Genomic DNA, 15,121 nt, shown 5'->3' with positions numbered 1-15,121 from the left:
CCTGTGAAATTCATTTTACAGATTCAGATGTATTTCCTCTAATTATTATTTTAGAATCTTTTGAAAGGTCTAACCTCACTTCAAAATCATGAGCCATTTTTAATTTTTCAAAAGATTATCTTCAAGACGATGTGTTGACCTAACCATTCTTTTCTATTTTCAAAAAAATCAAATTAATCCATATCATTCTTTTTTAATCTTTTGCAATTTCACATCATTCCAGATTGTTCTTTTTTAGTGTTAATGGTTTGATTACTATTGTTTTATATTTATTTAACGCTCAATTTTGTCTCAGAAATTTTAATCCAAAATTCATGAGAAAATTGAGTTATTTGTTGTTTATGTCGACTATAATAACAATCAAAGGACAAGTCGGAATCAATACCCAAACTCCCGAAACCACTTTAGAAGTAGTAGGAAAGCCGGACGATATTAATCATTATGATGGTATCATTTCCCCACGAATTACGGGAGATCAACTTGTAGTAAAAACATATTCTTCTGCAAAAAAGGGAGCTGTAGTATTTTCGACATCTCTACCTTCCAATTTATCAGGACAAGTAATTCATGTGACAGAGCCTGGTTTATATCACTTTGATGGTTCTTTATGGCAATCATTTTCAAAAGAAAAGCAACCTGTTGAATATGTGATTTTCTTATCATTTGACCACAATAGTACTGCAGGAATTTCATGCACTTCCAATTGGTCGATTCCGGTAAATCATTGGGGAAATACCAATGCTTATTTAACAGCTTCTAAACACTATATGATTGGAACCAAAAATTTTGGAGTCCTGAAAGGATCTGTGCTTTTTAGAAAGGTTCATGGGATTGTCAATGTGAAGTTTCACATATACAGGTCGACTGATTCAGATCCCATAACCGATCATGCTTTTATAAACATTCAAAGCATCTATAGTGATATAGGATATATTTCTAATCAGGTAGTATTACTGCATACCGAAAATTCAACCCAATTTTTTCCCGCATTATTGGAAAATTTCTCCATTCAAATCCCTCAAACTTCCTTAACCGCAATGTCCACAACGTATTACACATATGGAGAAGTTCAAGGATATTCCAATTGGTTAAAACCTTATTTACCATAAGTTTTTATGGAGAACAATGGAAAAGGAAGTACGCATTTTCTTAAGAATACAAAAATATCGTAAAGAAAGCTGGAAAAGACTTTGTCAAAAAAAGAACATTTCTCTGAGTAGTTTAATCATTGATTCCGTTGAGAACAGAATTTTAAATGATGAGAGAAGAAAAGTATTGGCGTTTATTGAAAAACAAGATAATGTTTTTGCAAAGATTGAAACTAATATCAATCAGGTAGCAAAAATTGCAAATGGTCAAAAATTTATTAGTAGCGGAGATTTGAAAAATTTCGGTGAACAATTAAAAACAGTCATTGAACTGAAAGAAAAACAAAACGAAATTTTTAAGAAAATCTATTCATTAATCGCAAATGATCATTAAGATTTTAGGTTCATCAGGTTCAGATTTCAATGGGGTAAAATACAATGATAAAAAAGTAGAGAAAGGAACAGGAGAATTAATGCTGATGAAAAATTTTCCATCGTTCATTAATGAAAACAGCAATCAGCAGGAAGTTAGAGATTATTTCAAATCAATTTCGAAAAGTGAAAAAGTAAAGAAGCCACAATTTCACGTGGTGATCTCTACAAAGTTTCAGCAGCACAGCAAAGAAGAATTGACAAAGGTAGCGGAAAACTTCATGGAAGAAATGGGTTACGGAAACCAACCTTTTATCGTAGTTTTTCATAATGATACGGACAATAATCATGTACATCTAATTTCTACCAGAGTAGATAAACAGAGCGGAAAAAAGATTAATGATAGTTATGAAAGGCTTAAAGCCCAGAAAGCTTTAAGCAATACTTTGGAAAAATTATATGGATTAAAATCGGGAGAAGAACTCGATAAACTACTGAATTACAAAATAAGTTCTCTTAATCAATTGGAAACTTTACTCAAAAGAAATGGATATAAGCTAAGCAAAAACACAAATGATGAAAAATCTTTTAACATTTTAAAAAACGGAGTAAAACTTAAAACGATTTCAGGAAATCAAATTGTTTTTGATAATGGTAAAAATGATAACAGAAGAAAACAAATCAAAGCCATTTTGAGCAAATACAAAGAGATTTATTCTAACAAAGTTTTCAAAGTTGAAGATAACAGACGAAAGCGATCAATGCTTCCAGAAGAGAAATTATCAGAAATAGAAAATCATTTGAAAATGAAAATTGAGTTTGAAAGTGAACTTCAAAAAAAGCTTCGAGATGTTTTCGGGATTGATATGGTTTTTCATAGCAAAGAGGATAAAAATCCATTCGGATATACGGTGATCGATCACAAAACCCAAAAAGTATATAAAGGAAGTGATATTGTGAAGATGAATGAATTGTTTGATTTCACTCCGAACAAAATAGACAAAAAGCTTTTTGAAATCTTGAAAGATTACAATATTCAAAATCAGGAATCGAAAAAAATAGTGTTGGAATTTATTTCCAAAAACAATCCAAAAATTGAAATCAAAGATTTTATGCTTTTCGAAAATCGAAAAAAGAAAGACTTGGAAATGTACCGAAAAGTTCAGTTTGAAGTCAAAGATTTTATCAAAAATTCAAAGCAAAATTATGATAAGAATATTTCAATAACCAGAGGCGAAGACGAAAAAATATATGCTATTCATACACGATACCATTATATCGGAGAACTTCAATCATTAATTGGAGAGAAGGAATTTCAAAAATTTATGAATCCGATTCAAGCAAATGAAATCAGAGTACAAAGTAAAGAAAAAACAGAAATAAATAAAGCCATTGATGAAATGTTATTTGAATTCATGAAAAGTTCAACTGCAGCAAAAGATCCTGCTGAAAACGAACTGAGGAAGAAGCGAAAAAAGAAAAAATAAAATCAGAAGAAATGATTATCACATTTGGAACACAGAAAGGAGGAACTGGTAAAACAACGCTTGCAATCTCCTTTGCCAATTATATTTCGGGATTATCTCAAAGGAAAATCAAGGTTTTCGATTTTGATTATCAGAAATCATTTTATCATAAATGGAAAGAAGATGAATTGTTGGATATTCCGAAGTTGTACGATGTGCAGATAATAGGAGAGGAGGAAGAACAACCATTTTCAGATTTTGAAACTCTAATCAATTTAAAAGAAAGTGAAGAAATTAACTTGTTTGATTTGGCAGGAGCTCTTGATGCGAAATACAGCGATTTGTTGATTTATAGTGATTTCATCGTCATACCATTTGAATATTCTGATGTGTCAGCAAAATCAACTTTAGTTTTTGTGAATTTTTTAGGACTTCTGGAAAGTCAGGCAGAAAGAGTATTCATTCGATCAAAATATGACAAAGGCTACAAATACCTAAATCAACAAGGAATGGATGAAGAAATTACAAAATACGGAATGCTTCTTAAAAGTCCTGTTTTCAAGAGAAATTGCTTACAAAGTATTGATACAAGAAAACTCACTTATGAACAAAAATACGCGGTGAAGAATTCATTTAATGAATTCATTGCTTACATCAATGAAACACTGCAGATTACCATTTAAAGGTAGTTTCAATAAAGTAACAGATAAAAATAAATAGTAAAATGACAAAATTTGCCGCCATAGTTATCGCGCTATACTTTCTATACTATGCAGGAAACATGATCTACGATCTTTTCCTGAAAAAAGAAATTACCGTAAAAAATGAAGAAACAGAAGAGTTTTCTTTAATGGAATTTTCAGAAAAATATGAGGATGATGTAAAAGACATTGGGATTGAAGATGTTGAAAATCTTAATATGCCAAACTCATTTACGAAAAGAGAATTATCGCCTTCTCCTATTGAAGAATCAGAAGAAAGAGAAGATATAGATTATTGGAGGGAGAAGTTTGAATCTGAACAAAACATCGATTCTTTTCATCAGAATAATGAAGTCATCCCGAGTTCAAGCAACGAAGAAACGCATTCGATACCAAATAAAACAAGCAAAGATAAATGGCACCAACTGCTCAATCTTGCAGAAACAAGTGTACAACTTATTTCAAATAATGATGGGTACAAGATTTATCAATCCATGATGTAATCTGGAAAATTAAAAATATTTAATGTGAATTTTCACCCATAAACCATTGAATAGGTACTCAAAACCGAAGGTCAAAATCTAATTTCTAACATCTAACATTTAATTATTATGAATCAAAAAAGCAAAAAACACAATTTAATGAAAAAGGCGTTCACTGCATTGATCGTGCTTTCAGCGTTAACTCCGGTATTTGCACAATCGGGTGGAAGTGCCGCATTATCAAATGCCGCATCAACATTATCTGGCTACATGGCAGATCTTAAACTTCTTATTTATGCTATTGCAGCTATTGTAGGAACCGTTGGAGGAATCAGGATTTACAACAAGTGGACAAACGGCGACCAAGACATCAACAAGGAAATTGTTGGTTGGGGTGGAGCTTGTGTTTTCCTATTGATCGTTCCAACATTTATTGCTGCAATGTTCTAATGGGCTACTTACTGTACAAGGGATTGAAAAAACCCCTTGTTTTTTTCGGATTAAAAGACAAATACATCTATTACGCTATGGGTTTTGCAGTCGGAGGTTTTATGACAGTAGCTATTATGTCTTCTTTAATTGGAGGTTGGGGATTGCTTGTAGGAGCAGCAGTCGGCGGAATAGGAATTTGGATGAGTTATAAAACTCAGGATACAAAAGGACTTCACAATAAAACAAAGAACGATGAAGAACTGCATATCATTTCTGTACAAATTAAAAATGCAAAATTTTTACAAAAAAATAAATCATGAGTTTAAAGAAAAAAATATTTGATATTCCCTTTATTGGTTATGATTATGGTCAAGATAATAACTGGACTTTCGATGTATTGATCGGTCAATATGGAAATCCTATTATTGGAATTCAAATTAATAATATCGTTGAGCAATATTCTGCTGATCCTTACTCTTATGAACATTTTCACACCATCCTTAACCAGGTTGTTGCCATAATAGGTGAAAATCATGTGGTTCAGAAAATTGATATTTTCAGTAAACAAAAATATGTTGCTGACCAAGAAAAAGAATTTTTACAACAAAAATATTCCGAACATTTCGATGGAAGAATTTACAAAACAATTGATACCATTCTCTTATTTTCAGAACATGTAGATCATAGTAAAAAGAAAAAAGCATACACCTTTTCAGAAAAATCCTACAAAATATTAAGAGATAAGTGCCAAAAAATTTTCATGTTACTTGACCAAAACAATTGTGAGCCAAAGTTTCTTAAAGAAAAAGACTTTGATTATTACATGAATGGAATTTTATCAATGAAATTTTCTGAAACTCCAACATTTAACAATATTAAATCCACGAATGAGTATTTACAAATTGGTAATCAATATGTAAAAACAATCAGTTTTGTAGATATTGAAAAAATAGAACTTCCTTCAGAAATTGAAACGTATTCAACTTTAGGCGGAAATGGAACTGCTTCAGATACCGCCGTTGATAATTTCTCATTTATCAATGAACTGGAAGAATATAGAACAATAGTTTATAATCAAATTATTTCTATTCCTCATCAATCGGCTAAACACCGGGAATTAGAAAAAAAGAAAAAGAAACACGAAGGGGTAGCAAATAATTCTCCGTCAAATGCCATCGTAGCAAATGAAATTGATGAATTGTTACATAATGTGGCAATGGATGGTCAATTGATTGTAGATGCTCATTTTTCAATCGCATATTCGGCAGATTCCTTAGCACAAATGGAAGAAACCCAATCGTTAATTGAAAACAAACTTTTTATGAAAGGAATCATTGTTTCGCAAAATTCCTATAACCAACTCGAACTTTTTCGATGTTGCCTTCCCGGAAATGCAGTCGAACTAAAAGACTATGATTTATTTACAACAACAAGCGAAGCTGCCTTGTGTTTTTTTTTTAAAGAGAGTTACCCGGTAAACGAAGATTCTAATTTTTACTTACGATTTACCGATAGACAGGGTGTTCCTTTAAAAGTTGACCCCTCTGATTTACCAATGAAAACAGGAAGAATAAATAACAGAAATAAATTTGTTCTCGGACCATCAGGTTCCGGTAAATCTTTCTTGATGAATAATATTATCGAACAATACCTGACTTATAATTATGATGTAGTGATTGTAGATACCGGAGATTCTTATTCCGGAACCTGTGCTTATAAAGGTGGAAGATATATTCAATATACAGAAGAGAAACCAATTACCATGAATCCTTTTTTAATGAGTAAAGAAGAATTTAATATTGAAAAAATCGAGTTTTTAGCCAATCTCATATTTTTAATTTGGCAAGGTGCAGATGGCACAATAAGTTCTACTCAAAAATCAATTCTTGACAATGCGTTGATGTCTTATTATCATCAATTTTTCAATGGTGGTACCAATTGGCATGATGGAAAGGATTCAGATGAATTATTCCATTTTCTTAAAAAATACAACATTCACGAAGAGGATATTTATGCTGATTATGAAAATGAAATAAAGGATGCGCAAAATTTTTATGATATTTTGGAAATTCCATTTGATGCAACAGCAGAAGAAATCAGAGAGAAAGGAAGAAAATTGATAAGCATTTATCATCCCGATAAAAACACGAACAACCCAAATTATGATGCCAACAAATTCTTTCAAGTATTTGAGGCTTATGAAACTTTAAGTGATGAAAACAATCGCAAGGTTTACAATGAGACCCAGCTAATCATTGCTAAAGCGAAAAACATTATAAAACGACCGGAAACTAAAGATGAGTGGAATGAATCTTTGCGAACCGCTATTGTAAAAAGAATTGTTGATCTCGAAGAAAAGCTTTCGGTTCCGGAACTTTCATTCAATACATTTTACGATTTCTGTGACCAGTTTTTGCCCATTTATCTCAATAATAAAAAACACCCGATTGATGAAAAAGAATTCAAACTTAGAACATTTCTTTTCGTTTTAAAAGATTTTTACAAAGGTGGAAGATACGGTACAACGCTCAACGAAAGTGCAGATAATACCTTATTCTATGAACCATTTATCGTATTTGAAATTGATAATGTAAAGGACAACCCGAAACTCTTTCCGATTGTAACACTCATTATTATGGACACGTTCATCCAAAAAATGCGTTTGCGAAAAGATCGTAGGAAAGCCTTAATTATTGAAGAGGCTTGGAAAGCAATTGCTTCAAAACTAATGGGAGGTTATATTCTGTATCTCTACAAAACGGTAAGAAAATTTTGGGGTGAAGCGATTGTAGTAACGCAGGAACTCGGAGACATTATCGGAAATACAGTTGTAAAAGATTCTATCATCAATAACTCCGACACTTTCATTTTGTTGGATCAGACTAAGTTCAAAGATAATTTCGAAGAAATTTCCTCCTTACTTTCTCTCAATAAAGTAGAGCAAAATAAAATTTTCACCATCAATAATCTCGACAATAAATATGGGAGAAGCCGATTCAAAGAATTTTATCTGAAGCGAGGTTCCAAAGGTGAAGTCTATGGTAATGAAGTTTCGTTAGAGCAATATTTAACCTATACCACAGAAAAGCCGGAGAAAACAGCGATTGAATATTATGTGAAAGAATCTGAAAACTACGATGATGCTTTGCAGCTTTTTGTAAAAGACTTCAAAAAACTCAATGATAAAATGGAAAACATGGTTTCCCTGATTAATCTCTATCAAAAACCATTGGATAAAATAGCAGTTAATTATTATCAATCCATGAGACATAAGTATAAAGACCAAAATGTTTTGAAAATCATAGGAAATGAAATGCAGGATCGAAATTTAAGTTTTAGTGAATTAATTAACGCCAAAAACTACGAACATGAAAAAATATAGCATCATTTTATTAGCGATGATATTGGGAAATTTAGCTTCCGCACAAAATACCTATATCGATCCTACCACCACACTTGCACTAAAACTTTATTCTGACAATCTTGAAAAAGAGCAGGAAAAAACAATTGAGCAACAAACAAAATTACAGCAGGCACAAGCTTGGGTTGGAACTCAAATGGTGGTTGCCAACAATATTCAAAACAAAGTTCTCAAAGGACTTAGTGAAGTTTCCGGAACTTTAAAAAACGGGATACAGGTCATTGATATTTATAATGAGATAGACCGCTGTCTGCAATATTCCGGTGATATACTCACCCTCACGAAAGACCATCCTCAATTTGCAGTGTTTGGTATAAGAACATCCCAAAAGACTTATGAACAGGCAATTAAATTAACAACTGATGTTACGGACTCACTGAAACCGGGAGAATTAAATCTTGCCACTGCAGGTGATCGTTACAAACTTCTTTTCTCTGTTTCACAAAATGTGATTATGCTTAAAATTTGGTTGCTCGCTACGAAATTGAATATTGAAAGAGCCATAAGATTGGGTTGGTTTCAATCTATTAATCCTTTTCAAGGTTATATCAATACCGATAAAAGTATTGTAGAAAATATTATGTGGACGTATAAAAATAGGTTTTAATTATAAAAAATCATCATGCGTAAAAAATATATTCTTCCCGTTTCACTTCCAATTGTTTATTTATTTCTAACCTCCTTCGGTGGAAATACGACTCCTCCGTGGCAAAAAGAAAATGTTTCATTTCCTATGATGAACCAAGAAATTCGCCATTCGATGCAGGAAAATGATAGGCAGAAAAGTATGAAAAATTACCAGGATACCAATGTTGCTACTGAAACGGTCAACAAAAAGCAGTGGATGAAATTTAAAGAGACAACTAACAAAATTCAAGATCGATTGAGAATTGTTGATTTCGCAATGCAGGCAATTCCTACAGGTTATGCCATTTTTATTGAGAGTGAAAGAATACAGGATACACAATTGAAAATTATTGCAGAAATTCAAACTGCACCCTATTCCATCATTGCCATTTTACCGGCTGAAGTAAAATTTGTAGACGACATGCAAATGATCGTGAGATTATTAACAGGGATTGTGATCTCTTATGGAGCCATCAATCAAATGGAAAAAGCAGAGCGTAAAATTTTGTTGGATTATGCATTAGATGAAGTCCGGCAACTTCGAACAGATTCCTATGTAATGCTCATGAAGATAAGAGATCTTAAACAGAAAGTGGAGTGGAGAAAATTTTTGGTTTCTCATTACATCAATAAGGATAAAAAGATTATCGAAGATATAATGAACAATTTTTAAAATGTAAAACATGAAAAAAGAAATTTTTGCCACTATTGCATTATTTGGAAGTTTTGCTTTTGCGAATACACAAACCATTGTTATCAATGATAAACTGCTCACACAGGTTACCAAAAATCAAGCGGTTCGTCTTGCAAGTAATGAGTCGTTCTTAAATTCTTATGAAAAACAAAAGAAATTATACGATGATGTAAATCAAAAAATTGCACAAGTAGTAGCGATTCAAGAGTTCATCTATTCTAATCTGGTCAATGTGAATTCTGTCATCAAACAGGGAAAAAGAATGTATTATTTGTCTAAAACTTTTGTACAAATTGGTCAAAATGCTCAAGATGTTTTGTCACTTTCTACACAACATCCCGAATATGCAATTCTTTTGAACAGATATTACATCGGAGCAACACAAGAACTCTTGCAATTAAAAACCGAACTCACCCGGGATATTTTAAGAGAAGATGCCGATTTTTTAATGGATCCTTATGATAGAGAATTACTCATCAGAAATATTTCTACAAGAGCGCAGCTTATTAATGGCTATCTAATCGCAATCAAAATAAGACTGAAAAACGCAAAATCAATTCCATATATCTATCAGATTCCTACCATTAGTAACTATGTTAATCTTGATAAGATGATTATCGGAGACATTATGTTAAAATTTAATTTGATTTTTAAATAATACAATATGAAATTTTTCACAAAACGCATTTTCATCATTCAGTTCTTCTGCTTTTCAGCATTTGGAATTGCTCAGACGGTTAAAAAACTGAATGATCCATCCATTGTAGCACAACATAAAAGACAGGTTTTTGAAAAATGGGGTGACTTCAGACCTTATCCTAATTATGTATTTGGAATTCAGACGAATTTCGCTTACGCAACAGTTTGGGGGTGGTTGTCTCCGTCAAGAAATCAAGATTACAAAAACGGTCCCGATATCCGTCCTCTAAAACCAACAGGATTGGAGGTTCAAAGGTTTGCAGAATTAGAATACCAAAGAAATGAAGCAGAAAAAATTAAAGTTGAAATCGATACCCTTTACAAAAGAAATCTTCAAGATTTTGCGCATTGGACTTCAATAACCTCGGAAGCAGATCCCCTTTGGTTGCTTTATTACAAAAAAATGCTAAAACCCTTGAAAGAGTTCCCTGCTAATCCTCAGAATTTTATGCAATGGCAATTAAAGGATGATAAAACCTATCAAAATATGTTGGCATTTGGAGAGATTGATTATCTCAAAGAACAACTCGATCTTTTAAAAGATCAGTACGATAATTCAAGAACATTAGATATGCCTCGAGGAAAAAGATTTCTCATGTATCATGAAACTTTAATCGGTTGGAGAAAATTTGTAAAAAGAATACGGTCAGGCAATCAAAAAAACACATTATATCTCGATTATAAAAACCTCTTAACTTCTGTAAAATCAGCGGTGACACCAATACCTCCAAAAAGCGATAAAGAGATCGTTGAAAGCATCATGACAAAATATAAAAATAGTTTTTAAAATATGAAAAAAATATTTACTCTTACGATTTGTTTTCTCATTTTCTTATTACCAGTCGTGGTTTTTGGACAAAGTGGAGAAACTGAAAACTATAGCAAATTGTTGCAGTTTTTAAAAGGTGATGGCGCATTTGAAAAGTGGTTCATGGAAGTTTTCACAAAATTAGACACTACAATGGCAGCGCAATCAGCAGGAGCGAAAATGCTTGGTCAGTCTATTGGTGGTTTTGGAGCATTATGTTATATGGGTTATTTAGGGTGGCAAATGCAGGAAGGTGCGAGACCTTGGGAAGTAACACCACTAATAAGACCAACAATTATCGCTTTCATCTTAATGTTTTGGACACCATTTACCGGAATGATTCAATATCCCCTTCAAGCACTTGCAGCTCCAGGAATGGCTCTTTTCCAAGATATAGAACAAGATGCAAATGATCTTCGGGTGAAAAGGTTTCAAAAACAAAATGAAATTTTAGATATTCTAATAAAAACACAAGCTGAAGAAGAAGCAAAGCAAGAAGCCTTGGATAAACTGGAGAGCAAATCAGATGACAAATGGTTTGACATTGACACGGATAAACTTCTTGCTCCGGCAAAAGAGTGGTATATGAGAATGGAGTTTAAGATTCAGAAAACATTATCCGAAATTATAGAAGGAGTTTCTCTCACCATTCTTCGCGTGTGTACCTATTTAATCTTCTTCATTCAAAAAATATGGCTTTATATTTTAATTATTCTTGGACCCATTGCAGTAGGAATGTCTTTAGTTCCCGGGTTTGAAAATTCTTTTGGTAACTGGTTAGCAAAATTTATCAATATCAATCTATACACCTTTATCTCTTATACCATAATAAACATCGGTCAGCAAATTATTATGAGCGCTTATCAAATGGAATTGGACAGATATGCACTTATCATTAGTGAAGGCGGAGTAGCAGATATGAATACCCTTCGTGTTTATGTTCAAAACAGTGGAATGATGTACACCGCTTTATTTCCAGCGGTAGCTTATATAATTACTGGGATTGGAATTTTGATGACTCCTACTATTGCTGATACAATTGTTTCTGCAGGAGGTGCAGGAATGATGAGTAAATCTAAAGCAGGAGGTGGCACCGTTGCAAGCGCCGGAAAAGCGGTAGGAAGAACAGCCGCAGCTGCTGCTACCGGAGGTGTTGCAGGAGCAGTTACAGCAGCAAAAGAAATAGGAAAAGCAATTGCAAAAGCTAAAAAATAACACTCAAAACAAATCAAAATGCTCGTTAAAAATATAGAACAAAAAATAAAAATCAACAAAGCGGTTTCAATTGTAGCAATTCTGTTTGCGGTAATAATTGTAATTGCTGGTTTTGTAATGGCTTATAAAATGGTAGAAGATTCCAGAAAATCATTGTATGTAATTGATAATGGTGTTCCGGTTTTGGTTAAACAAACCGATGAACTTTTGAATAGACCAGTAGAGTATAAATCTCAAATTGAACTTTTTCACCGTCTATTTTTCACACTCGCACCTGATGATCAGTACATCAAAGAAAATGTTCAAAAATCATTGTATTTAATTGATGATAGTGGAAAAAAAGAATACACCAATTTAAAGGAAAAGGGATTTTACAATCAAATCATATCCGGAAATTCTATTGTAACCGTTCGTGCTGATTCAATAAAGTTAGATCTTCCCAATAAAAAATTTACTTATTACGGAACGCAGTCAATTAATAGGAAAACCACTCTTATCATTCGGAAATTGATTACTGAAGGAAATTTTGAGGATATGATAAGAAGTCCAAATAATCCTCATGGAGTATTATTAACCAACTGGAGAATTTTAGACAATACAGAACTGTTTAATAAATCAAAAAATTATTAGTGATGATAAAAATATACAAACAAACAAAAGATCAATTTCATCTGATGAAAGACTGGGTGATGAAACATCCGAAAGAATCTTACAAATACGTGATGATATTATTGCTCGTATCATTTGCTTTTTCATTCATTCAATATTTCTTTTTTACTCCGAAAATAGCTAAAAGCCTCGTGATTCCCGAAATGTATTCTAAAAGCGATAAAATAAAAGCTGACCTCGATCAAAAAGACCAAAAAACTGAAATTATTATAAAAGAACTTGAAGAATATAAAATTAAACGCGAGAACGCACCTTTAACAAAAACCGATAGCCTTAGAATAGAATATCTTTTTAAGCAATACCAAAATTTAAAAAATGGACATTAAAAAACTCAATTTTAAACAAGCAAAATATATTTTTCCATTGATTCTATTTCCTGTGATTATGGTTTTTGGATTTGTAGGGACGAAATTTAATGATAAAAACAAAGATAATGAAGTATCTAAAAATCAAGAATTATCGCTCTCATTAGGCGAAACTCAAGATTCAATTCTTTCAAAAAATGCTGCTTATGACGAATTTTTTTCAAAGGGAGACGGCAGAACAATGCTTGATGGAATTGATAAAGAAGATGACAGTCTTCAGAATTATTCTGATAATCTCGATAACCGCCAAAAACGATACATCGATTCCATCAAAATGGTAAGAAGTCTCAACTCTAATAGCTCCGGAGACTTAGGTAGAAAATCTTATTATGATGGAAAAAATGATGATCGAGATTTTCAACGTTCTGCTGATATGGTGCGAATGCTCAATGAGGGAAGCGGTGGTAAAGGAAATGCTTATGAAAACCCTCAAAGTAGTTCCAATTCCGGAAGACAGGAAAAAGAAAATGATCCTGTGAAAATGTTGAAAAAGCAGATGTTGATGATGGATTCTTTGGAAAAAGCAAGAGATCCCGAATATCAAACAGCGTTAGCAGCAGAGCAGAAATTAAAAAAGAACAAAGAAAAAATGGAAGCTTTTTTAAATTCTACGCTTCGGGTAAATAAATCATCATTGAATCCAAGTTTTAATTCAATCTCAAAAAAACAAGAAAATAATTTTATCAAAGCGGTGATTGATGAAAATTTAAAAGGTTTTCTCGGAAGCAGAATCCGGTTCCGATTATTAGAAGATATTGTTGTAGGAAAACACAGCATCCCGAAAGGAACAATTTTATTCGGTCAAATATCCGGATTTACCTTACAGCGAGTAAACCTGAATGTTATTTCAATTTTAAATAATGGAGAAATCCTCCCAATAAATCTCACAATATTTGATAATGATGGAATGCAGGGATTATATGTTCCACAAAGCGACTTCCGGGAAATGCTTCGGGAAATGGGAAGCAATTCTGTACAAGGAACCCAACTCGATAGCGGTGGCGAAGGTTTTTTCACAAGCATGATGTCTGGGTTGTTTAGTTCTACTTCACAAACTATTTCAAATATCATCAGAAAAAACAAAGCAAAGCTAAAATACAATTCTTACATCTTCCTTATTAACGAAAAAGAACTTAAAAAAAATGAAATCGAAGATTAACGATTACCAAATAAAAAATATAACTAAAATGAGAAAAACGATTAAACATATGAAAAATTTACTCTTTGGATTATTCCTTTTTTCTGCAACAACAGTTTTTGCACAAACAGAAACTCCCGAAAAACGTTTAAATGATCTTCCACAAATTGATATTACAGAAGGTGTAAGTCTCCATATTATTTCCCCAGAACCTATCCAGTTTGTGGATTTATCAACCGCTAATCTTACCGGAGATTTACCTGCAGAAAACATTGCAAGAGTCAAAATTACAGATGAACCTGAAAAAGGGTCAGAAGCAAATAATAAAGTAATTGATAAAAATAATTTGGGAATCATTACGATTGTTTGCCAATCTTTTATGGTACAATACAAAGTAAATTATTTGAATTACAAAAAAGATGCAGTTGCCAATATCCAAATTCAGCCAGAAGATATGCAGCCACTTGAATTTCCAAAAATGGCTTTTTCAAAAATAGAACTCCACAAATTTTCTTTGGATATTATTAGGAATAAAAAAATAAATAAACCTATTAGGGAAGCGAAGGATTTAAAATTAACCATGCAGATCAATAATGTATATGTGGTGAATGATTACATCTTTTTGGATATGACTTTTTCAAATTCTTCCAATTTAGGTTATGACATTGATGGTCTTAATTTTTCAGTGGAGGATAAAAAAATCTATAAAGCAACCAACAATCAAAGCATTGAAATTAAACCAGTTTTTCAATTATTTAATCAAAAACAGTTTAAGAAAAATTACCGAAATATTTACGTTTTCAAAAAATTCACTTATCCTAATAGTAAAGTTTTGAAAATTCGCTTAATAGAGGAACAATTATCTGGAAGAACAATTGAAATGACCGTCAAGTATTCGGATATTTTAAATGCTGATACTTTTTAATATCATCCAGTTTTCTGAA

17 protein-coding genes are annotated in these 15,121 nt (G+C 32.3%); all 17 read left to right on the top strand.

Annotated features, from left to right (window positions below):
• Positions 1-314: 314 nt before the first annotated feature.
• The 17 genes from NBC122_RS14460 (at position 315) to traN (ending at position 15,102) form a co-directional block, all read left to right on the top strand.
• Positions 315-1,109: a hypothetical protein gene (locus tag NBC122_RS14460; protein WP_185145767.1), complete on the top strand. Its 795-nt coding sequence runs from the start codon at positions 315-317 to the stop codon at positions 1,107-1,109.
• Between the two features lie 16 nt (positions 1,110-1,125).
• On the top strand, positions 1,126-1,482 hold the full coding sequence (locus tag NBC122_RS13500; protein WP_133440876.1) for a hypothetical protein: 357 nt from the start codon (positions 1,126-1,128) through the stop codon (positions 1,480-1,482).
• Positions 1,472-2,947, top strand: coding sequence for a relaxase/mobilization nuclease domain-containing protein (locus NBC122_RS13495; protein ID WP_133440875.1), 1,476 nt, complete (start codon positions 1,472-1,474; stop codon positions 2,945-2,947). Before NBC122_RS13500 ends, NBC122_RS13495 begins: the two co-directional genes overlap by 11 nt.
• Before the next feature lie 11 nt (positions 2,948-2,958).
• Entirely contained in the window at positions 2,959-3,609 is a 651-nt protein-coding gene (locus NBC122_RS13490; RefSeq protein ID WP_133440874.1) for a ParA family protein, read from the top strand.
• Positions 3,610-3,650: 41 nt separating this feature from the next.
• Positions 3,651-4,130, top strand: coding sequence for a hypothetical protein (locus NBC122_RS13485; protein ID WP_133440873.1), 480 nt, complete (start codon positions 3,651-3,653; stop codon positions 4,128-4,130).
• Between the two features lie 108 nt (positions 4,131-4,238).
• Positions 4,239-4,559, top strand: a complete 321-nt coding sequence (locus tag NBC122_RS13480; RefSeq protein WP_133440872.1) for a DUF4134 domain-containing protein — start codon at positions 4,239-4,241, stop codon at positions 4,557-4,559.
• A 23-nt stretch (positions 4,560-4,582) separates the two neighbouring features.
• Positions 4,583-4,861 carry a DUF4133 domain-containing protein gene (locus tag NBC122_RS13475; protein WP_246012388.1) on the top strand — a complete coding sequence of 93 codons (279 nt, stop codon included), beginning with the start codon at positions 4,583-4,585 and terminating at the stop codon, positions 4,859-4,861.
• On the top strand, positions 4,858-7,923 hold the full coding sequence (locus tag NBC122_RS13470; RefSeq protein ID WP_133440870.1) for a TraG family conjugative transposon ATPase: 3,066 nt from the start codon (positions 4,858-4,860) through the stop codon (positions 7,921-7,923). Before NBC122_RS13475 ends, NBC122_RS13470 begins: the two co-directional genes overlap by 4 nt.
• Positions 7,910-8,569: a hypothetical protein gene (locus NBC122_RS13465; RefSeq protein WP_133440869.1), complete on the top strand. Its 660-nt coding sequence runs from the start codon at positions 7,910-7,912 to the stop codon at positions 8,567-8,569. The genes NBC122_RS13470 and NBC122_RS13465 overlap by 14 nt, the downstream gene beginning before the upstream one ends.
• A 15-nt stretch (positions 8,570-8,584) precedes the next feature.
• On the top strand, positions 8,585-9,262 hold the full coding sequence (locus NBC122_RS13460; protein WP_133440868.1) for a hypothetical protein: 678 nt from the start codon (positions 8,585-8,587) through the stop codon (positions 9,260-9,262).
• Positions 9,263-9,272: 10 nt separating this feature from the next.
• On the top strand, positions 9,273-9,941 hold the full coding sequence (locus NBC122_RS13455; RefSeq protein WP_133440867.1) for a hypothetical protein: 669 nt from the start codon (positions 9,273-9,275) through the stop codon (positions 9,939-9,941).
• Between the two features lie 6 nt (positions 9,942-9,947).
• The gene (locus NBC122_RS13450; protein WP_133440866.1) at positions 9,948-10,769 is read left to right on the top strand and encodes a hypothetical protein; all 822 of its coding nucleotides are present in this window, start codon (positions 9,948-9,950) and stop codon (positions 10,767-10,769) included.
• 3 nt (positions 10,770-10,772) lie between these two features.
• Positions 10,773-12,005 carry a hypothetical protein gene (locus NBC122_RS13445; RefSeq protein WP_133440865.1) on the top strand — a complete coding sequence of 411 codons (1,233 nt, stop codon included), beginning with the start codon at positions 10,773-10,775 and terminating at the stop codon, positions 12,003-12,005.
• 18 nt (positions 12,006-12,023) lie between these two features.
• The gene (traK, locus tag NBC122_RS13440; protein WP_133440864.1) at positions 12,024-12,635 is read left to right on the top strand and encodes a conjugative transposon protein TraK; all 612 of its coding nucleotides are present in this window, start codon (positions 12,024-12,026) and stop codon (positions 12,633-12,635) included.
• 2 nt (positions 12,636-12,637) lie between these two features.
• Positions 12,638-13,000 (top strand): hypothetical protein, encoded by a 363-nt coding sequence (locus NBC122_RS13435; RefSeq protein WP_133440863.1) that lies wholly within the window; start codon positions 12,638-12,640, stop codon positions 12,998-13,000.
• The gene (locus tag NBC122_RS13430) at positions 12,990-14,198 is read left to right on the top strand and encodes a conjugative transposon protein TraM (RefSeq protein WP_317127511.1); all 1,209 of its coding nucleotides are present in this window, start codon (positions 12,990-12,992) and stop codon (positions 14,196-14,198) included. The genes NBC122_RS13435 and NBC122_RS13430 overlap by 11 nt, the downstream gene beginning before the upstream one ends.
• A 49-nt stretch (positions 14,199-14,247) precedes the next feature.
• Positions 14,248-15,102: a conjugative transposon protein TraN gene (gene traN / locus NBC122_RS13425; protein WP_246012386.1), complete on the top strand. Its 855-nt coding sequence runs from the start codon at positions 14,248-14,250 to the stop codon at positions 15,100-15,102.
• Positions 15,103-15,121: the final 19 nt, after the last annotated feature.

Origin of the sequence: Chryseobacterium salivictor, assembly GCF_004359195.1 — a bacterium.
GTDB lineage: Bacteria > Bacteroidota > Bacteroidia > Flavobacteriales > Weeksellaceae > Kaistella > Kaistella salivictor.
Note: the sequence above shows the minus strand (reverse complement) of the source record. Positions and strands in the feature narration are given on the sequence as shown.

What these genes read in the sequence shown, in the direction of transcription:
- NBC122_RS13435 (WP_133440863.1), top strand. Translation starts at nt 12,638, where the DNA reads ATGATAAAAATATACAAACAAACAAAAGATCAATTTCATCTGATGAAA.
- NBC122_RS13495 (WP_133440875.1), top strand. Translation starts at nt 1,472, where the DNA reads ATGATCATTAAGATTTTAGGTTCATCAGGTTCAGATTTCAATGGGGTA.
- NBC122_RS13490 (WP_133440874.1), top strand. Translation starts at nt 2,959, where the DNA reads ATGATTATCACATTTGGAACACAGAAAGGAGGAACTGGTAAAACAACG.
- traK (WP_133440864.1), top strand. Translation starts at nt 12,024, where the DNA reads ATGCTCGTTAAAAATATAGAACAAAAAATAAAAATCAACAAAGCGGTT.
- NBC122_RS13455 (WP_133440867.1), top strand. Translation starts at nt 9,273, where the DNA reads ATGAAAAAAGAAATTTTTGCCACTATTGCATTATTTGGAAGTTTTGCT.
- NBC122_RS14460 (WP_185145767.1), top strand. Translation starts at nt 315, where the DNA reads ATGAGAAAATTGAGTTATTTGTTGTTTATGTCGACTATAATAACAATC.
- NBC122_RS13460 (WP_133440868.1), top strand. Translation starts at nt 8,585, where the DNA reads ATGCGTAAAAAATATATTCTTCCCGTTTCACTTCCAATTGTTTATTTA.
- NBC122_RS13485 (WP_133440873.1), top strand. Translation starts at nt 3,651, where the DNA reads ATGACAAAATTTGCCGCCATAGTTATCGCGCTATACTTTCTATACTAT.
- NBC122_RS13480 (WP_133440872.1), top strand. Translation starts at nt 4,239, where the DNA reads ATGAATCAAAAAAGCAAAAAACACAATTTAATGAAAAAGGCGTTCACT.
- NBC122_RS13445 (WP_133440865.1), top strand. Translation starts at nt 10,773, where the DNA reads ATGAAAAAAATATTTACTCTTACGATTTGTTTTCTCATTTTCTTATTA.
- traN (WP_246012386.1), top strand. Translation starts at nt 14,248, where the DNA reads ATGAAAAATTTACTCTTTGGATTATTCCTTTTTTCTGCAACAACAGTT.
- NBC122_RS13430 (WP_317127511.1), top strand. Translation starts at nt 12,990, where the DNA reads ATGGACATTAAAAAACTCAATTTTAAACAAGCAAAATATATTTTTCCA.
- NBC122_RS13450 (WP_133440866.1), top strand. Translation starts at nt 9,948, where the DNA reads ATGAAATTTTTCACAAAACGCATTTTCATCATTCAGTTCTTCTGCTTT.
- NBC122_RS13465 (WP_133440869.1), top strand. Translation starts at nt 7,910, where the DNA reads ATGAAAAAATATAGCATCATTTTATTAGCGATGATATTGGGAAATTTA.
- NBC122_RS13500 (WP_133440876.1), top strand. Translation starts at nt 1,126, where the DNA reads ATGGAAAAGGAAGTACGCATTTTCTTAAGAATACAAAAATATCGTAAA.
- NBC122_RS13470 (WP_133440870.1), top strand. Translation starts at nt 4,858, where the DNA reads ATGAGTTTAAAGAAAAAAATATTTGATATTCCCTTTATTGGTTATGAT.